Here is a 16,521-nt window from a genome sequence, read left to right as displayed (position 1 = left end):
GCGAGTCTCCCGATCAGCGGCCGCGCAGCATGGTGAGCAGCGAACGCGGCACGAGCGCGACCATCGCGACATGCACGACCACGAACGCAGCCATCAACGCCATCGCGCCGAAATGCACGACGCGCGCGCGGTCATAGCCGCCCATCATTTCGCGCAGCAACGGAAACTGCACCGACTTCCAGATCGCGAGACCGGACAGGACGAGCACGATCAGATCGATCACGACGAAGAGATAAGCGAGCTTCTGCACCGCGTTGTATTGACGAAGGTCCGCGTGCGAAAGCTTGCCGGTGAGCGCCGCGATCAGATCGTGCAGGACGGCGCGCGGCGAGAGCGGAAAGAACTTTGCAAGAAAGCGGCCGCTCGCGAGATTGAGCGCGAGATACACGATGCCGTTGAAGACCAGCAGCCACATCGCGGCGAAATGCCATTGCAATGCCCCGCCGAGCCATCCGCCGAGCGTGATCGACGTCGGAATGACGATGCCTGGAAACACCGGCGAAGCGTCGTAGATGCGCCAGCCCGAAAGCATCAAGATCAGCGCGGCGAACGCGTTGAGCCAATGCGTGATGCGCAGCCAGAGCGGATGAATGGGCGGAATGCGTTGCGCGGTTTCGCGCGTCTGCGTGAGTGTCGTTTGCATGTCGGTCCCCGTGATGAAGCGTCGGATACGGGTGAATTCGTCGCGAGTCCGCGTTCGGTTACAGACGGGTTTTTCTTTTTCTGTTTCCCGTCGTGTAACCAATCGGCACGCAAAGACGAACTAGCTCACAAGACATGCAAGGAGTTCGTCATGCGGATACGCACGGCTTTCAACACGCTTGCGCAATGAAAAAGATGGACCGCGACGGCGCCTTTTCGACCCTCGTGAGCGCTATTGCGGCGCATCACGGCTTCGTCTATTCTGAAGCGCCCGATCTGACACACGACGCGTCCGCGCCCCGTACGCGCACGTCAGGCGTCGTGTATGAATCGCCGTCCGGCCGTCTCGCCAATACGGGAACCATCTTGCAAGAAGCGGAAAACCGCCTGAGAGTGCTTTTCATCGCCGGACTCGATGGCGACCCGAACGCATACCGCGATTTTCTGCAGGCGCTTACGCGGCACTTGCGCGGCTATCTGCGCAGACGCATTCCGCAGCATCGCGACGATGTCGAAGATCTCGTCCAGGACATTCTGCTCGCCGTGCATAATGCGCGTCACACCTATCGCACCGACGAACCGCTGACCGCGTGGCTGCACGCAATCGCGCGCTACAAGCTGATGGACTATTTCCGCTCGCGCGCACGCCGCGAATCCCTGAACGATCCCATCGACGACTATGCCGACTTGCTCGCCGTCTCCGACGACGAACCCGCGCAAGCGCGGCGCGACATAGGCAAATTGCTGGAGGACTTACCGGACAAGCAGCGCCTGCCGATCGTGCATATGAAACTCGAAGGCTTGTCGGTGATGGAAACCGCGCGCATCACGGGGCTGTCGGAATCGGCGGTCAAGGTCGGCGTGCATCGTGGGCTCAAGGCGCTCGCCGCACGGCTTCGGGGGTTGCGATGAAAACCGACGACCTCATCGGGCTGCTCTCGAATCAGGTGACGCGCATCGATCGCGGCGCGGTGGCGCGGCGCTTCGCCAGGGCGCTGCTGCTGGGCGCGCTCGGCTCGGTGATCCTAATGGCCATCGTCTACGGCGTGCGGCCGGATCTCGCGAGCATCGCGCGCACGCCGGTGTTCTGGGCCAAGATGGCGTATCCGTTCGTGGTGGCGATCGGCGCGTTCATCGCCGTGACGCGGCTCGGGCGTCCGGGCGTTCGTGCGGGTTATGCGTGGGCGCTCGTCGGCGTGCCGTTCGTCGCGGTGTGGCTCGCGGGCTGGCTGGTGCTCGAGGGCGCCGCGCCGGCCGAACGTCTGCCCATCGTGCTCGGCCAGTCGTGGCGTACGTGTCCGTTCAACATTCTGCTGCTGTCGGTCCCGACTTTTCCCGCCGTGTTCTGGGCGATGAAGAGTCTCGCGCCCACACGCCTTCGCCTCGTGGGCGCGGTCGCCGGTCTGCTCGCGAGCGCGATCGCCACCGTCGCCTATTGCCTGCATTGCCCGGAGATGAGCCCGGCGTTCTGGAGCGTGTGGTACGCAATCGGCATGATGCTGCCCGCGGGCATCGGCGCTTGGCTCGGGCCCAGGCTGCTGCGCTGGTGATCGGCGTCGTGAGGCGCGAGCGTACCGAAGCCGATCCTGCCAGGCCCGATCAATGCTGATGTAAGGAAGCGCGACGTCGCCGCGTCCGATCAGATGTCAGCCGGAGCAACGCCATGGGCCCCACTTCCCTTACTTTCGACATCGATCCCACCCCGCGCCGGGCAGACGGCGAGTTCATGGCCCACGCGCGAATCACCATGCCCGCGGAAAACGGAAGCGAGGGCCAGATCTTCATGAGCGGCGATCTTGCCGGATTCGACACGCGCGAAGACGCGATCGCGTACGCAAGGATCTGGGCCCGCGACTGGATCGACGCTTTCGTGCGGCTCAATACGCGATGACGCGTCCGCACGATCCCATCCCTGATATCGACCACCGAGACGAAAGCATGAACCAGCCGGAAAACAACGCAGCCAATGCAGAGGACGAGCGCGAAAAAGACCGCGCGGCTCGCGAAGCGCTGGACCGCGGCGACAAGGAAAAAATCGACAAAAAGCTCGATGAACTGGACGTATCGACAACCGAGTCCGGAAAAGACCAGTCGTCGAAACCGGACACGGAAGGATCGAATTCATCGAGCAAGAACCTCGACGAGCAAGGCGACTAGCCGGGCTCCGCGTCCCGCCCGAATCGATCGATCAGGCGGGACGAGTCGCGGTCAATGCTTGTCCGGCAGCGCATACGCGATCACGTAATCGCCGAGCTTCGTCAGAAACGAGCCGTGACCGCCCGCCGCGATCAGCACGTACTGCTTGCCGTTCGCTTCGTAGGTCATCGGGGTGGCTTGGCCGCCGGCGGGCAAACGCGCTTCCCAGAGCTTTTCACCGGTGTCGGTGCTGAAGGCGCGCAGGTAATCGTCCTGCGTCGCGCCGATGAAGAAGACGTGCCCGGCGGTCGTCATCGGTCCGCCCAGCATCGGCATACCCATGCGGAACGGAACCGGAATCGGCGATGCATCGCGCGTCGTGCCGATGCGTTTCTTCCAGATCACCTTGTTCGTGTCGAGATCGAGCGCGGCGACATAACCCCACGCGGGTTGCTTGCAAGGCAGACGCAGCGGAGACAGGAAAGGATTCAGCTCCACGCCATACGGCACGCCGTATTGCGGCTGAATGCCGACTTCGGTGCCGGTGCCCGCCTGGCCCGCTTGCGGCGGATCGATCGGATTGCCGGGGCCGCGCGGCACGAGCTTCGAGACGAACGGCAGCGCGATCGGATTGGCGATTGCGATGCGTCGGTCCGTATCGACGGCGAGCCCGCCCCATTCGAACATGCCGAGATTGCCGGGGAACACGAGCGTGCCCTGCTCGGACGGCGGCGTGAACGGCCCTTCGTACTTCAGCCGATGAAAGATCACGCGGCACATGAGCTGGTCGTACATCGTCGCGCCCCACATGTCCGCGTCGGTCAGGTTCTTTGCGGGCCGGAAAGTGAGCTGCGAGAACGGTTGCGTCGGCGAGAGGCGATCGCCCTTGGCCGCGCCTTGCGGGACCGGCTGCTCGGGCGCGGGCACGATCGGCTTGCCGGTGCGACGGTCGAGCACGAAGATGTTGCCGGTCTTAGCCGGTGCGTAGATCGCCGGAACGATGTTGCCGCTCTGATCCCTGATATCCGCGATGGTCGGCTGCGCGGGCAGGTCCATGTCCCAGAGATCGTGATGCACGGTCTGATAGAACCACGCCAGCTTGCCCGTCGATGCGTTGAGCGCGAGCAGCCCGCTCGCATAGCGCTCCTGATCGGGCGTGCGGTTGCCGCCCCAGATATCGGGGGTCGTCACGCCCATCGGCAGATAGACGAGATCGAGCTTCGCATCGTAGGCAGCGGGCGCCCACGAGTTCGGCGAGTTCTGCGTGTAGCTATGTTGATCGTCGGGGATCGCGTTCGGGTCGTGCGCGCCGGGATCGAAGGCCCACAGCAGCTTGCCGGTGTTCACGTCGAAACCACGGATCACGCCCGACGGCTCGCGCGTGCCGTAGTTGTCCGTGACCGCGCCCGCGACGACGATCACTTTCGACGTGACGATCGGCGGCGACGTCGGCTCGTACTGGCCGGGCGTCTTGACCGGCTGCAGATGCTGAAGATCCAGCACGCCGTTCGTCGCGAACTCGGGGCACGGCTTCCCGCTCGCGGCGTCGAGTTCGAAGAGACGCCCATCGTTGACGGGCAACACGATGCGGCGCGCGCACATCGGCAGATTCGTCGTGTTGCCGGCAGCGCGCGCCTGCTCGGCAGCGGGCGTCTCGTAGTACGACACGCCGCGGCAAGTCACGTGCTGGAAACTCGGATCGGGCTTGAGCTTCGGATCGAAGCGCCATTTCTCCTTGCCCGTGGCGCCATCGAGCGCGATCGCATTCTGATGCGGCGTGCAGAAGAAGAGCGTGCCGTCGATGGCGAGCGGCGTCACTTCATCGGTGATCTCGACCGGATCGTTCGGGCCTTTCATGTCGCCCGTGCGAAAGCGCCAGGCTTCCTTCAGTTCGTGCGCGTTGCCCGCGTTGATCTGCGCGAGTTGCGAATAGCGCGTGCCGGTCTGCGTATTGCCGTAAGCGCGCCAGTCGCCATCTTGCTGCGCGGGCGCAGTGGCGGCAGCCGACGGCGCCGCGCGCACCGTGCCGTCCAGCTCCTGCGGATCGTTGAACACCGCATATGCGAGCGCGATGCCCGACAGCACGATGGTCGCACCGAGCGCGAGTGCGCCGGACTGCCGGGGCCACGTAAAGATGCGCAGCACGAATGGCAGCACCATCCATATGCCGACGATGACAAGCACATCGAGACGCGGCGCGAGCGCCCAGAAGTCGAAGCCCGACTCGACGATCGCCCATATCAGCGTGCCGAGCAACAGCGCCGCGTAGAGCCACAGCGCGAGGCCGTTGGCGCGCCAGACGAGCCACGCGATCACGAGCATCGCCACGCCGGCGACCACGTAGTATGGCGAGCCGCCCACCGCGATCAGCCATCCGCCGCCGACGGCCATGTAAAGCCCCGACAGAACGAGAAAGACGATCGTGATCCACTTCGGCACGGACGAAGGCGAACGATGCCGCGCGGGCGGCGGCGAGGAGGATGTGTTCATTCGATGGAAAAAGGATGCGTTGCCGGCAACGCAGCAGTCGTCGTGCCTGTCGTTTGCTTTACTTGGGGACGTGGGCCACGACCGCGCCGGTCGCGTCGACGATTGCGGTCTCGCCCGATGCGCTCACCGATGCCGGCGGCTCGATCGATTCCGCGAGCACGAGTTTCGGCGCGCCCGGGTCCGGCTGCGATGACGTGGCGCCTATTGCATCGATGACATCGGCGGCTGTCGCGGCGATGATCGACAGCAGATCGCTTGCGTACGACAGGAACGCGACCGGCAATGCAGGCTGCGCTTCGCTGGCCTGCGGCGCGCCCCACTGAACGCGCACATCGGCGAGCGCGGATTTCATCGTCTTTTCGTTCAGTTCTCCGAGTTGCCGGAAACCGACCGCAAAACTGGAAGCGGCGCGCAAGCCCGTCTCGAGATTCGTGCGCGCGACGGAGAAGAAAGGCTGCATCAGAACAGGAAACATTTGTACGCTCCATTAGCGATGAAAGTCGGCGAATCATGGAGCAACGGATATGCCATACACGCGGGACTTTCGTTTCGTCAGGACGGCACGCCGATTGCGCCACGCACATGCGCGTCTCTCGACGCGCACCGCGACTTCATCGCATTCAAACGATTTCCAGTGGAGGCAAGCATGGCTGACAACGACCGCGCGCTCGAACCCGTCAACGCTATCGAGACCGAAAGAGCCGACAGCGCCTATGAATTCCCGACGAGCGACAACATGACATCCTCGAATGGAGACCACAGCAGCTTTCGCGAAGCATCGAAGTCATGGGATGCAGGCAACGATGCAACGTCGACGAGCAATCTGCGCTCCGATGCGAAGGCCCGGTTCGCCGACATGCAAGACGCGATGACCCGAAAGTACCGCGCCGCCGCCGATACGACCGACGACTTCGTGCACGAGAATCCGTGGAAGGCGATCACGATGGCCGCGCTGGTCGGCGTGGTCGTGGGCATGCTCGCCGCGCGCTGAGCATCGCTCGTTCGCTGAAAAGGAGGAAAGCATCATGGACGTCCCGGCTAGCGAAGAACAGATTCGGGCACTCGCTTATCGGCTTTGGGAAGAAGCGGGCGGCCCTGAAGGCCGCTCGGACGAGTTCTGGATCATCGCGCAGCAGCAACTGGCGACCGAGCCTGGCATGGGCGGCAACGAATTGCCGGGAGGCGAGCCCGCCGGCGCATCGCCGTCCTCTCGCTGATCTCGAAGATGACTCGACGACGCGCTTACTCGAACCTCGGTTTGCGCGTCGCCCGAAGATAGCGGCGGCCGGCGTCGAGCAGCAGCAAGGCGGCGACGCCCATCGCCACGCCGCGCATGCCGGGCGGATCGATGCGCGCATCGGTGTAAAGGCTTCGCTCGCGCACCTTGCCGTTGCGGCCCGACCGTTCGCGCAGACTGCCCGCCCCTTCATACAACGCGTCGCCTTCGCCATGAGGCTGCCGCGTGAGTTGCGCCTTCACGCCGACGAGACTGACCAGCCTGTCATACAGTCGCGGTGCGCGCTGGCCGAACGACGCCATCGCGCGCGACGCCCCACCGACATGGACATCGCGCTCGGGCACCTCGGCGCAATGCAATATCGCTTTAGCGACCACCTCGGGCGCATAGACCGGTTGCGGCAGCTTCGGCTCGTGCGTGAGATAGTTTCGCGCGTGCTCGACGAAGAGCGTGTCGATTCCCGCAGGCTTGATGAGCGTGACGGACACCGGCGCACGATCGTTTTCCAGCTCGATGCGCAACGCATCGGTATAGCCCTTCACCGCATGTTTCGACGCGACGTATGCCCCTTGCAGCGGAATGGCGACATCCGACAATTCACTGCCGAGATTGATCAAAGCGCCGCCATGCTCGCGCAGATGCTTCAACGCACTGAGCGAGCCGTTCACGATGCCCCAGAAATTCGTATCGAAGAGCTTGCGCTGGTCTTCGAGCGGGACGTCGGTACATCGGCCATAGAGCGATACGCCCGCATTGTTGATCCATGTATCGAAGCGCCCGAATCGCGCGATGGCCGCATCGGCTGCGGCCTGCAACTGTGCCGCGTCGCCCACGTCCGCAACGGCGTAAGCCGCTCGCTGGGTGTCACCGTGCGATAACTCGTCCGACAGCGCCTTGAGCGCCGCTTCGTCGCGCGCCACGAGCATGAGGCGCGCGCCGCGCTTCGCCGCCATTCTCGCGGTGACGAGACCGATACCGCTCGTCGCCCCCGTGATGACGATCACTTGTTCGCTGAGTGGTTTGAGCTGTACTCGCATGATGATCTCGCCGGTTATGGTTGGACCAAACCGGGAGAGCATGCGACATGCCGCGTTACGCCCACGAGCGCGCGGGCCGTATGAAAGCGTCGGCCGGAATGCCCGCCGATCGTCCGGCCATGCGCTCGAATTCGATCGGGTCGTGGCTGCAAAACACGTCGAGCTTGCCGCGCGAATCGACGCTGGCGCACAGCTCACGCAGCCTCGCCTGATTCCTTAGCCGCGCCGCGCGGTCCTTTTCCATCATCCATTGATAGAACGCCAGTCCCGGTGTACAGCGCGGATGTTCGAGATCCATCTCCGTATGAAAGAAATACGCGTCGGCCGCCAGCAGCAGCCAACCGTTTTCCTTGCGTACCGCGATGCCCGCATGACCGAAGGTGTGTCCTCTGAGCGGCACGAGTGCGATATCGTCCAACGAATCCGAGAGCGGCCGCACGCATTCGAAGCCATGCCAGCGGTCGCCGGCGGTGGCATCGTGAAGTTGCCAGTTCGCCTGCGTCGACCATTGTTGAGGTCTGAAGCGCTGCCGATCGAGCCACGTCTGCTGACGCACCGCATAGTCGCGCTCGATGCGCAGCATATGCACCTTCGCGTGCGGGAAATCATCGAGGCCGCCCGCGTGATCGAAGTCGAGATGACTGAGCACGATATGACGCACGTCGCTGGCCGAAAAGCCCAGCCGTTCGATCTGGCGTAGCGCGGTCATCTCCTCGCGAAAGTCCGGCTTGAGCATCAGCAGGAAGAACGCCGACAGGCGGCTGCGCGGATCGGCGACATCGCGCAATCCGAAGCCTGTATCGATCAGAACGAGACCTTCGCCCGTTTCGACGAGCAGGCAATGGCACGTCAGTTCGCCCCGGCGCAGAAGGCCGGGCGTGCGGCCATCGAAGAGCTTGCCGCCGAGCGGACAACTCGATATGCAGTTGAGGTGATGAACACGCACGCCATGCCTCAAGCAGAGCGGTCTTCGCGCGGCACTTCGACCGGCAGCGCGCGCTTGTGGCGCGTCGCCGTATAGAAGCGGCGAATGGTCAGCAGCACTTCTTCGCTGACTTCCTTGCCCTCCAGAAAGTTGTCGATGTCTTCATAGCTCACGCCATAGCTATCCTCGTCGGGGCGTTGCGGCGTAAGCGATTCGAGATCGGCTGTCGGCACTTTCATCACGAGGCGATCCACCGCGCCCATCGAACGCGCAAGCGCACGCACGCGGCGCTTGTTCAGACCGGACAAGGGCAGCACGTCCGCGCCGCCGTCGCCGAACTTCGTGAAGAATCCCATCAGCGATTCGGCCGCGTGATCGGTGCCGATGACGACGCCCACCCGCGCGCCCGCAACGGCGTACTGCGCGATCATGCGCTCGCGCGCCTTGATGTTGCCGAGCACGAAGTCTTCCTGGAAGTCGTCCGTGTACTGCGCGCCACCCTCTTTGAGCGCCGCGAGCATGGCGTCGGATGGGCCCTTGACGTTGACGGTCAGCGTTTCGTCCGGACGTATGAAATCGAGCGCGAGCCGGGCGTCTTCCTCATCGCGCTGCGTGCCATAGGGCAGTCTCAGCGCGACGAAGTGCGCCTCATAACCGCTCGCGCGAAGACGTTCGACGCTCAGTTGCGCGAGGCGCCCCGCCGTCGACGAATCCACGCCGCCGCTGATCCCCAGTACGTAAGTGCGAAGTCCCTGCGATGAGAGATAGCCGCAAAGAAAGTCGATGCGCCGCTCGCGCTCGGCTTCGACGTCGAAATCGCTCGCGACACCCAGTTCGCGAATCACGGCTGCCTGCCAGCTGCGCCAATCGGTAGCTTGCTCGTTCATCGTTTCTCCCTGACTCGCTGTGCGTGCTGCTGATCGAAGTAGTGTTCGATGCGCGATAGCGCATAAAGCGCCGCTTCGCGCCGGACATCGTTGCGTTCGCCTTCGAATTTCTTCGTCTCGCTGAAGGTGACGATGGTGCCATCGCGCGCACGATACGACCACGCGAAGCACTGCGTACCCGATGGCGGCCCGTCGGGCACCGCATCGGCGACGCCCGTATTCGATACCGCGATCTGCGCGCAACATGCTTCCTGCCGCAGCGCGCCCTCCGACATCTCGCGCGCGACGGCTTCGCTCGTCAGCCCATGCTGCTGCATGGTGTCCTCGCGCACGCCGAGGAAGCCGGCCTTGCCAGTCGGCGAGTACGTGACGAAGCCCACGTCGAGACAGCTTCCGCTGCCGGGCACCGACGACACCAGCGAGGCGATGAATCCGCCGGTACACGATTCGGCTGTCGCGAGCATGAGTCCGCGCGAGGTGAGGAATGACACGGCCTGACGGGGAATGTCCATGATTCGGCCTTCCGAAAGGTTCTGGTCTGTTGCGATGCTGTTAGCAGTTCGTATGCCACTGCGGGAGCCCGGCATGTCGTGTGACAGCCGCAAAGAAAACGACGCACGCCGAACCCTGTCGGCGTGCGTCGATGTCGCGCTTACGGCAAGGCGTCGATCAGGACCGGGCTTCCGTTCCTTTGAGATTTCCATGCTTGTGAGCATGCGTGGCGCCGTACTTCAGCTCGAAGTGCGCGCCTTTTCCGCTCCGGGTGGGCGGAAAGTGCTCGCCTTCCACGCAGGTCACTTCGAACGTGTCCTTGCCGTCATCGTGGACCACCGAGTAGATACCCGAGACCTTCACGATCTCGCCCGGCTTGTATGAATTGTCGCCTGCCATCTTCATCTCCAGAGTGAACGAATTTCAGCCCTTCTGCTGCACTTCCTCGGCGAGTTGCGTCTTCGCGAGCTGGGTCAGTTTCTCGTCCGTGGCCTTCTCTTCCTGCAAGGTATCGAGCAAAAGTTTCATCGCGTCCTCGTTGCCGAGTTGCTTCGCGAGCGTCGCCAGCGTGCCGTAGGTCGCGATCTCGTAGTGCTCGACCTTTTGCGCGGCGGCGATCAACGCGGCGTCGCGAATCGGGCCCTGCTCGAAGGTTTCGATTTCGTCCTGCGCTTCCTCGACGAGACCTTCCATCGCCGCACATTTGATGCGCTTCAACTTGACGCCGAAGAGTTCGACCACCTGATCGATGCGCTCGATCTGCCCGTTCGTTTCCTCCAGATGCGTCTCGAACGCCTGCTTCAGTTGCCCGTTGGTCGTCGCCCGTGCGAGCTTCGGCAGCGCTCTCGTCAGTTGCTTCTCGGCGCTGTACACGTCGGAAAGTGCATGAATGAAAAGGTCCTGCAACGTTTTCGATGCCATGATGCCTCCGGTTCGGGATCGGGTTGATGGGACGCGCCGGCTCGACCGGCGCCCGCTTCTCTCCGCGCAATTCGCGTGCCGTGCAATCTTGATCAGCTTGCCTAACGGTTCTGGATGCGCAGTCGCGGCTATTCGAGCGCCATCGTCTCGATGGCGTCGCCGATGCGGCCCGCGTCGTCGTAATGCACCATGTGCCCGAGGCCCGGCATGATCGAAAGCGCGCTTTGTGCGATGTCCTTGTAAAGACGGCCCGACTGCGAGTCCGTATCGACGATTGCGTCGTCGCTGCCGGCAAAAATGCGAACCGGCACGTCGATCTCGCCGTATCGCCCGGACATCGATGCCGCGGCCGGAATCATGCAAGCGGCGTCCTCTGCCGTCGCGCGCATCTGCGACGGGCGCAAGACCAGTTCGCGCGGTACATGGCCGTGAAAGGCATCGGGTACGGCGCGCGGCGCGAACATGGCCTGCACCGTGCGGCCGTACATCATGCGAGCGACGATCGGCGACACGGTGTAGCGCAGCACATCGCCGACGATCGGCATGGCCGCGGGCGCGCTGATCGCAACGTCCGCGCGCGCAGTGGGATAGTAGTAACCCGAGATCAGCGTGAGCCCGCGAATGTCCAGACGTGGTTCGAGCGCCATCGCCGCTGCGACGAGACTGCCGAGCGAATGACCGACGACCACCGCTTGCGTCAGTCCCAGCCTTTTAAGCGCAAGCTGGATCGACGTGGCCTGAGCCTGCGGCGTCCAGATGCGCGCGCGCGGCCGCTCGCTGTGCCCGAAGCCGGGACGATCGAAGGCGATTACGCGGTGACGCCGGGCGAGCCGCTCGAACAATCCGCTCGCCACGAAGTCTTGCGACGCGACCAGATTGCCATGCAGCAGGACGACGACCGGGCCTTCTCCTTCGTCGAGATAGTGGAGGCGCACGCCATCGACGTCGATGAATTGGCCCGTGGGCGGAAAGTCGCGTTCCGCGCGCCGCGCTCGCATGGCCGTCCATGCGGCAAGACCGATCGACGCGACAGCCGCGCCGCCGGCTATCGCGCGGCGCGAGAGCAGGGATCCGGTTCGTGTATCTGACATGCGTTACCCGTTCGGTCTGATGAATCCGGCGAACCCGCGCTGCCTCGTAGACGCGCCAGCGAGCCCGCAAGAAAAAGCAGCCCCGCGTGGTTCCGCGCGGGGCTTCGTCCATCGCTTCGGCTTCGGTGCTCCGAAACCGTCAGCCGGGCTTATTGCACGCCCTTCTTCGCGGCGAGATCCTGCGCCATCTTCAGGTGCTTCTGGATGGTCGGCAGCGCCTTCTGCGCCGCCTTCTTGAGGTCGGCGTTCTGGCCTTCCTGCGCTTCCTTCTGGAAAGCGGCGACGGCCTTCTGATGCCCTTCGACGCCGACCTTCTGAATGTACATGGTGTCGAATTCCTTGCCCTTGAGCGGCTTGAGCGCATCGATAACCGTCGTGTCCGAATTGTCCTTCGGCACTTCGACGCCATGCGGCGCCGCCATCTTCAGCTGCATCGTCAGCTTCGTATGATCGATCATCATGTGATGCGCGAAGCTTTTCACGTCCTTGTCCTGCGACTGGCTGGTCGCCAGCTTGGCCGTGTCGATCTCGGTCGAGCTCGATTCGCTGGCGGCCTGTACGAAAGCCTTGTCCACCGCCGGCAGGTCGTTGGCCTGGGTGGTGCTCGCTGCCTGCGTCTGTGCCAGCACGGTGATAGGCGCCGCGCCGATGAAACCTGCCGCGACGAGTGTAACGAGAGCCGAATGTGCCTTCATGGAAGCCTCCTGAGTAAATGGTCGATCGCGGCATATGTCAGCAATTGCGATGCCGTGCCCCGCGCTGGACAGGCACAACGGCTGCTGTCGAAGGCCATGATTCATTGATCAAGGGAGCGAATCATGGCAAGCAACTCATCCTCCGGCGGTTCCAACAGCGTGTTCATCGACATGCAGAAAGCCTTGAAGGGCGTCGACTATCCCGCCGACAAGCAGACGCTCGTCGAAACCGCGCGCAGCAACGGCGCAAGCGAAGACGTGATGTCCGCGCTCGATGCGTTGCCGGATCAGCAGTTTCAGACGCCCGCGGAGGTGTCGAAGGCAGTCGGTCAGGAAGAAGGCTGAGTCGGTAGACGGCGCGCGCAGCGCATTGCCGCTCAGGTAAGCAGCTTCTTCATCTCGACGATGAGATCGGACTTGCCTTCGAAGCCGATGCCCGGCAGGTCCGGCATCGTGATGTAGCCGTTCTCGACCTTGACGCCGTCGGGGAAGCCGCCGTATGGCTGGAACAGGTCCGGATACGACTCGTTGCCGCCGAGACCCAAGCCCGCCGCGATGTTCAGCGACATCTGATGGCCGCCGTGCGGGATGCATCGGCTCGGAGACCAGCCGTGCTCGCGCAGCATGTCGAGCGTGCGCAGATATTCGACGAGACCGTAACTCAGCGCGCAGTCGAACTGAAGCCAGTCGCGGTCGGCACGCATGCCGCCGTAACGGATGAGATTGCGAGCGTCCTGCATCGAGAACAGGTCTTCACCCGTCGCCATCGGATTGGCATAGTAGTTGCGCAGCGTGGCTTGCAGTTCGAAGTCGAGCGGGTCGCCCGGCTCTTCGTACCAGAAGAGGTCGTATTGCGAGAGCGCCTTCGCATAGCGAATGGCCGTGTCGAGGTCGAAGCGGCCGTTTGCATCGACTGCGAGCTTTTGGCCGTCCTGCAGCACGCTCAGGATGGAGTCGATACGGCGCAGGTCTTCATCGAGCGATGCTCCGCCGATCTTCTTCTTCACGACCGTATAACCCCGATCGATGTAGCTGCGCATCTCGTCCTTGAGCGTTTCGTGATCTTGGCCCGGATAGTAGTAACCGCCCGCCGCGTACACGAAAATCCTGCGGTCCGGCTCACCGTCGCCATAGCGGTCGGCGAGCAGTTGAAATAGCGGCTTGCCCTCGATTTTCGCGACCGCGTCCCAGATCGCCATGTCGATCGTGCCGATGGCGACCGAGCGTTCGCCATGACCGCCCGGCTTCTCGTTCGTGAACATCGTCGCCCAGATCTTGTGCGGGTCGAGATTGTCGCCTGCGTCGTTCATGAGCGAAGCGGGATCGGCTTCGAGGATGCGCGGAATGAAGCGCTCGCGCATCAGCGTGCCCTGGCCGTAGCGGCCGTTCGAGTTGAAGCCGTAGCCGACGACCGGCTCGCCATCGCGCATGACATCGGTGATGACGGCAACCACGCTCAACGTCATCTTGCTGAAGTCGATGTAGGCGTTACGGATGGGTGAGCTGATCGGTACGGTCTTCTCGCGGATTTCGACGATTCTCACGGCAATGTCTCCAGGGTCTTGGCAGGTATTGCAACCCGGCGGCTGCAACGTGGAACGTAGCTTACCCGCGACGAACGCTGCTAAACTGCACTTCCGTTCACATCATTATTCACATCTGGTGAATACCGAAACGCAGACCGCGACCGACTTCGAGTTCTTTATCCTGCTTGCGAAGCTCAGGAGTTTGTCGGGGGCGGCGCGTGCGCTCGATCTGTCTCCGCCCGCCGCGACCAAGCGGCTTGGCGTCATCGAGCAAAGGCTCGGCGTGCGCCTCGTCAACCGGACGACCCGCAGCGTCAGCCTCACGCCTGAAGGGGAAACGTATCTGCGCTACGCGACTCACATCGTCGGACAGGTGCGTGAGATGGAAGAGGCGTTATCGGTCGCGAGCCGCGATCCGCAAGGCCCGTTGCGCATCAATGCAACGCTCGGATTCGGCCGGACGACCATCGCCCCGATCGTTTCGGAATTCGCGAAGCGCTATCCGGGCGTCGAAGTCCAGTTCGAAGTAACGGACCGTCCTGTCGATCTGATCGAAGGCGCGTTCGATCTGGCGATACGCTTCGGCGATCTTCCGGACAGCCGGCTCAGTGCGCGGCGAATCATGAGCAACCGGCGGTTCTTATGCGCGTCGCCGAAATATCTCGAGAAGTACGGCACGCCGGAGCGCGTCGAAGAACTGGCTCGGCATCGCTGCATCATTCATCGACAGAACGACGATGCCTACGGCGTGTGGCGCTATATCGTCAATGACCACATCGAGGCGATCAAGGTCAAGGGCGCGCTGTCGAGCAATGACGGCGATATCGTGCTTCGCTGGGCGCTCGACGGACACGGCATTCTGATCCGCTCGGAATGGGATCTCGCGAAGTACGTGCAAAGCGGAAGGCTCAATCTCGTGATGCCGAACACCGTGCTGCCCTCGGCCGATCTCTTCGTCTACTATCCGCGGCAGAAGAATCAGACTGCTCGCGCGCGCGCGTTCATCGATTTCCTGGTCGGCCGGTTTCAGGCGCCCTTCACGCCGGTCGATACAGGCAGCGAACTTCGCGAGCGCAAGAAGCGAAGTCCGCGCCGTTGAGCGACCGCCGATGTCTCATGCCGGCATCTGGCAGATGACGCCGTACCAGCCCAGACCGCGATAGGTCTCGTAACCGGGCGTCGCTGCGAACGATACGACTGCACCGCCGGCATCGCGGTAGAAGCCCGATTCCTTGCCGCCCGTCTGCAAGCGAAAGCGCTCGTTGAGGATGCCCTTGCCATCCGACGCGGCGATCACCCGAAACGACGAATCCAGGATCAGACAGCGCGAGCGCGCCCACTCTTCGTTGCTCAGGCGAACGCCTTTGACGACGGTCTCGGCTTGAGGCGCCCAGTCGAAGAAGATGATGAGCGCTCCGAGCACGCGACCATCCGGCGCGCCGCCCTCGCGAATCGCCGTCGAATACGTCGCGACCTGTGCGTTGTCGAGCGGCGCGACTGTCTCGACATCCGACGCCACGTATTGCGCGCCCGACGCCGTCTTCATTGCGGCCTTGTACCACTCCGCGCCCGCCACGTTCTGCCCGCGCACCGCGTAAGTCGAGTGACGTCCGTTCGCCACGACCACGCCGTTCGCATCGACGACCCAGAGATCCCGATAAACCGTGTAGCTATCCAGGATGACCTTGAGGCGGCTGCAGGCATGATCGCGCGCCGCCGCGCGCTCATCGGCGAGACATCCGACCAATGCCGAGTCCGTCGCCCACCAGCGCACGTCGCAGGAGCGCTCGTACAGGTTGCGGTCGATGATGTCGATCATGTTCAACGCAAGGTCCGTGTACCGCTGACCGTCGAGCGATCGCATCCGCTCGATCATGCTGTCGCCGAGTTCCGTGAGCGTCGCAAGCGATCCGGCAAGCTCTTTGTTGAGGCCGGCCGTGATGTCGGAGATGCGTGTCGATACATGCTTCACCTGCTTGGCGACGACAGCGAAGCCCTTGCCCGCATCGCCGGCGCGGGCAGCTTCGATCAGCGCGTTCAGTGCCAGGAACGTGGTCTCGCGGTTGATATCGTTGATGTCGCTGATCTTGCCCGAGGCGAGGCGTTTGACTTCATGTGTCAGATCGACGATAGCTTGCGGATTGGATATGTGGCTTCTTCGTAGGGTCGGTTTCGTATCCCGATCAATGCAAGGTTCGCGCCTGTTTGTCTGACGATTGAGTTTTACGAAGCAAACGTTTGGGAAGTGACGCGTGCTTTCACCGAGCACCAGTGAAGCGAAAACATGCCCTTTTTTGAGTCGCGTCAGTCGAGCTAGTCGTGTTATCAGCGAACGGGCTTCAATCGTTAAAACAAACTGAAAGGCGGCGAAACGTGCGGTAGCGCACATTTTGTTCGGAAGTGTTGACCGCAACGGTTCAGAACCGGATGCGCTGCTTCGTC

Annotated in this window: 21 protein-coding genes; 8 read left to right on the top strand and 13 right to left on the bottom strand. The window is 63.0% G+C overall.

Annotated elements, in window-relative coordinates; translation table 11 throughout:
* Nucleotides 1-13: 13 nt before the first annotated feature.
* Entirely contained in the window at nucleotides 14-643 is a 630-nt protein-coding gene (locus tag LDZ23_RS34060) for a cytochrome b/b6 domain-containing protein (RefSeq protein ID WP_008345667.1), read from the bottom strand.
* A gap of 365 nt (nucleotides 644-1,008) precedes the next feature.
* Between LDZ23_RS34060 and LDZ23_RS34055 the strand changes: the two genes are divergently transcribed.
* From LDZ23_RS34055 to LDZ23_RS34040, 4 genes are all read left to right on the top strand, one after another.
* On the top strand, nucleotides 1,009-1,554 hold the full coding sequence (locus LDZ23_RS34055; RefSeq protein WP_033535687.1) for a sigma-70 family RNA polymerase sigma factor: 546 nt from the start codon (nucleotides 1,009-1,011) through the stop codon (nucleotides 1,552-1,554).
* On the top strand, nucleotides 1,551-2,192 hold the full coding sequence (locus tag LDZ23_RS34050; protein WP_008345671.1) for a DUF1109 domain-containing protein: 642 nt from the start codon (nucleotides 1,551-1,553) through the stop codon (nucleotides 2,190-2,192). The genes LDZ23_RS34055 and LDZ23_RS34050 overlap by 4 nt, the downstream gene beginning before the upstream one ends.
* 113 nt (nucleotides 2,193-2,305) lie before the next feature.
* Nucleotides 2,306-2,533 carry a hypothetical protein gene (locus LDZ23_RS34045; RefSeq protein ID WP_008345673.1) on the top strand — a complete coding sequence of 76 codons (228 nt, stop codon included), beginning with the start codon at nucleotides 2,306-2,308 and terminating at the stop codon, nucleotides 2,531-2,533.
* Nucleotides 2,530-2,799 (top strand): hypothetical protein, encoded by a 270-nt coding sequence (locus LDZ23_RS34040; RefSeq protein WP_235366133.1) that lies wholly within the window; start codon nucleotides 2,530-2,532, stop codon nucleotides 2,797-2,799. The genes LDZ23_RS34045 and LDZ23_RS34040 overlap by 4 nt, the downstream gene beginning before the upstream one ends.
* 51 nt (nucleotides 2,800-2,850) lie before the next feature.
* On the opposite strand, the gene LDZ23_RS34035 is transcribed toward LDZ23_RS34040, so the two are convergent.
* Nucleotides 2,851-5,268: a glucose/quinate/shikimate family membrane-bound PQQ-dependent dehydrogenase gene (locus LDZ23_RS34035; RefSeq protein ID WP_008345677.1), complete on the bottom strand. Its 2,418-nt coding sequence runs from the start codon at nucleotides 5,266-5,268 to the stop codon at nucleotides 2,851-2,853.
* Nucleotides 5,269-5,326: 58 nt separating this feature from the next.
* Complete coding sequence (locus tag LDZ23_RS34030) at nucleotides 5,327-5,743, bottom strand: hypothetical protein (RefSeq protein ID WP_008345679.1); 417 nt, start codon at nucleotides 5,741-5,743, stop codon at nucleotides 5,327-5,329.
* A gap of 171 nt (nucleotides 5,744-5,914) precedes the next feature.
* On the opposite strand from LDZ23_RS34030, the gene LDZ23_RS34025 reads away from it, so the two are divergent.
* On the top strand, nucleotides 5,915-6,259 hold the full coding sequence (locus tag LDZ23_RS34025) for an ElaB/YgaM/YqjD family protein (protein ID WP_244808880.1): 345 nt from the start codon (nucleotides 5,915-5,917) through the stop codon (nucleotides 6,257-6,259).
* Nucleotides 6,260-6,293: 34 nt separating this feature from the next.
* Nucleotides 6,294-6,485, top strand: a complete 192-nt coding sequence (locus LDZ23_RS34020; RefSeq protein WP_008345682.1) for a DUF2934 domain-containing protein — start codon at nucleotides 6,294-6,296, stop codon at nucleotides 6,483-6,485.
* A gap of 25 nt (nucleotides 6,486-6,510) precedes the next feature.
* On the opposite strand, the gene LDZ23_RS34015 is transcribed toward LDZ23_RS34020, so the two are convergent.
* From LDZ23_RS34015 to LDZ23_RS33980, 8 genes are all read right to left on the bottom strand, one after another.
* Complete coding sequence (locus LDZ23_RS34015) at nucleotides 6,511-7,542, bottom strand: SDR family oxidoreductase (protein WP_034471084.1); 1,032 nt, start codon at nucleotides 7,540-7,542, stop codon at nucleotides 6,511-6,513.
* Between the two features lie 55 nt (nucleotides 7,543-7,597).
* Entirely contained in the window at nucleotides 7,598-8,488 is an 891-nt protein-coding gene (locus tag LDZ23_RS34010) for an MBL fold metallo-hydrolase (protein WP_008345687.1), read from the bottom strand.
* An 8-nt stretch (nucleotides 8,489-8,496) separates the two neighbouring features.
* Nucleotides 8,497-9,354 (bottom strand): NAD(+) synthase, encoded by an 858-nt coding sequence (gene nadE / locus LDZ23_RS34005; protein WP_008345689.1) that lies wholly within the window; start codon nucleotides 9,352-9,354, stop codon nucleotides 8,497-8,499.
* Nucleotides 9,351-9,866 carry a CinA family protein gene (locus LDZ23_RS34000; protein ID WP_008345691.1) on the bottom strand — a complete coding sequence of 172 codons (516 nt, stop codon included), beginning with the start codon at nucleotides 9,864-9,866 and terminating at the stop codon, nucleotides 9,351-9,353. The genes nadE and LDZ23_RS34000 overlap by 4 nt, the downstream gene beginning before the upstream one ends.
* 157 nt (nucleotides 9,867-10,023) lie before the next feature.
* Entirely contained in the window at nucleotides 10,024-10,245 is a 222-nt protein-coding gene (locus LDZ23_RS33995) for a hypothetical protein (protein WP_008345692.1), read from the bottom strand.
* A gap of 24 nt (nucleotides 10,246-10,269) precedes the next feature.
* A complete protein-coding gene (locus LDZ23_RS33990; RefSeq protein ID WP_008345694.1) occupies nucleotides 10,270-10,767 on the bottom strand; it encodes a YciE/YciF ferroxidase family protein in 498 nt (165 codons plus the stop codon).
* A gap of 128 nt (nucleotides 10,768-10,895) precedes the next feature.
* Nucleotides 10,896-11,858 carry an alpha/beta fold hydrolase gene (locus LDZ23_RS33985; RefSeq protein ID WP_008345696.1) on the bottom strand — a complete coding sequence of 321 codons (963 nt, stop codon included), beginning with the start codon at nucleotides 11,856-11,858 and terminating at the stop codon, nucleotides 10,896-10,898.
* Between the two features lie 149 nt (nucleotides 11,859-12,007).
* A complete protein-coding gene (locus tag LDZ23_RS33980; RefSeq protein ID WP_008345698.1) occupies nucleotides 12,008-12,553 on the bottom strand; it encodes a DUF4142 domain-containing protein in 546 nt (181 codons plus the stop codon).
* Nucleotides 12,554-12,676: 123 nt separating this feature from the next.
* Between LDZ23_RS33980 and LDZ23_RS33975 the strand changes: the two genes are divergently transcribed.
* Nucleotides 12,677-12,898, top strand: a complete 222-nt coding sequence (locus tag LDZ23_RS33975) for a DUF2795 domain-containing protein (protein WP_008345700.1) — start codon at nucleotides 12,677-12,679, stop codon at nucleotides 12,896-12,898.
* A gap of 32 nt (nucleotides 12,899-12,930) precedes the next feature.
* On the opposite strand, the gene LDZ23_RS33970 is transcribed toward LDZ23_RS33975, so the two are convergent.
* A complete protein-coding gene (locus LDZ23_RS33970; RefSeq protein ID WP_008345702.1) occupies nucleotides 12,931-14,097 on the bottom strand; it encodes a mandelate racemase/muconate lactonizing enzyme family protein in 1,167 nt (388 codons plus the stop codon).
* Between the two features lie 118 nt (nucleotides 14,098-14,215).
* On the opposite strand from LDZ23_RS33970, the gene LDZ23_RS33965 reads away from it, so the two are divergent.
* Nucleotides 14,216-15,178, top strand: a complete 963-nt coding sequence (locus LDZ23_RS33965) for a LysR family transcriptional regulator (protein ID WP_008345704.1) — start codon at nucleotides 14,216-14,218, stop codon at nucleotides 15,176-15,178.
* A 15-nt stretch (nucleotides 15,179-15,193) separates the two neighbouring features.
* On the opposite strand, the gene LDZ23_RS33960 is transcribed toward LDZ23_RS33965, so the two are convergent.
* Nucleotides 15,194-16,228, bottom strand: a complete 1,035-nt coding sequence (locus LDZ23_RS33960; RefSeq protein WP_008345706.1) for a methyl-accepting chemotaxis protein — start codon at nucleotides 16,226-16,228, stop codon at nucleotides 15,194-15,196.
* Nucleotides 16,229-16,521: the final 293 nt, after the last annotated feature.

Source organism: Caballeronia zhejiangensis (assembly GCF_022879815.1).
GTDB lineage: Bacteria > Pseudomonadota > Gammaproteobacteria > Burkholderiales > Burkholderiaceae > Caballeronia > Caballeronia zhejiangensis.
Note: the sequence above shows the minus strand (reverse complement) of the source record. Positions and strands in the feature narration are given on the sequence as shown.

What these genes read in the sequence shown, in the direction of transcription:
- LDZ23_RS33975 (WP_008345700.1), top strand. Translation starts at nt 12,677, where the DNA reads ATGGCAAGCAACTCATCCTCCGGCGGTTCCAACAGCGTGTTCATCGAC.
- LDZ23_RS34000 (WP_008345691.1), bottom strand. Translation starts at nt 9,866, where the DNA reads ATGGACATTCCCCGTCAGGCCGTGTCATTCCTCACCTCGCGCGGACTC.
- LDZ23_RS34040 (WP_235366133.1), top strand. Translation starts at nt 2,530, where the DNA reads ATGACGCGTCCGCACGATCCCATCCCTGATATCGACCACCGAGACGAA.
- LDZ23_RS34035 (WP_008345677.1), bottom strand. Translation starts at nt 5,268, where the DNA reads ATGAACACATCCTCCTCGCCGCCGCCCGCGCGGCATCGTTCGCCTTCG.
- LDZ23_RS34015 (WP_034471084.1), bottom strand. Translation starts at nt 7,542, where the DNA reads ATGCGAGTACAGCTCAAACCACTCAGCGAACAAGTGATCGTCATCACG.
- LDZ23_RS34050 (WP_008345671.1), top strand. Translation starts at nt 1,551, where the DNA reads ATGAAAACCGACGACCTCATCGGGCTGCTCTCGAATCAGGTGACGCGC.
- LDZ23_RS34025 (WP_244808880.1), top strand. Translation starts at nt 5,915, where the DNA reads ATGGCTGACAACGACCGCGCGCTCGAACCCGTCAACGCTATCGAGACC.
- LDZ23_RS33990 (WP_008345694.1), bottom strand. Translation starts at nt 10,767, where the DNA reads ATGGCATCGAAAACGTTGCAGGACCTTTTCATTCATGCACTTTCCGAC.
- LDZ23_RS34030 (WP_008345679.1), bottom strand. Translation starts at nt 5,743, where the DNA reads ATGTTTCCTGTTCTGATGCAGCCTTTCTTCTCCGTCGCGCGCACGAAT.
- LDZ23_RS34020 (WP_008345682.1), top strand. Translation starts at nt 6,294, where the DNA reads ATGGACGTCCCGGCTAGCGAAGAACAGATTCGGGCACTCGCTTATCGG.
- LDZ23_RS33980 (WP_008345698.1), bottom strand. Translation starts at nt 12,553, where the DNA reads ATGAAGGCACATTCGGCTCTCGTTACACTCGTCGCGGCAGGTTTCATC.
- LDZ23_RS33995 (WP_008345692.1), bottom strand. Translation starts at nt 10,245, where the DNA reads ATGGCAGGCGACAATTCATACAAGCCGGGCGAGATCGTGAAGGTCTCG.
- LDZ23_RS33985 (WP_008345696.1), bottom strand. Translation starts at nt 11,858, where the DNA reads ATGTCAGATACACGAACCGGATCCCTGCTCTCGCGCCGCGCGATAGCC.
- nadE (WP_008345689.1), bottom strand. Translation starts at nt 9,354, where the DNA reads ATGAACGAGCAAGCTACCGATTGGCGCAGCTGGCAGGCAGCCGTGATT.
- LDZ23_RS34045 (WP_008345673.1), top strand. Translation starts at nt 2,306, where the DNA reads ATGGGCCCCACTTCCCTTACTTTCGACATCGATCCCACCCCGCGCCGG.
- LDZ23_RS34060 (WP_008345667.1), bottom strand. Translation starts at nt 643, where the DNA reads ATGCAAACGACACTCACGCAGACGCGCGAAACCGCGCAACGCATTCCG.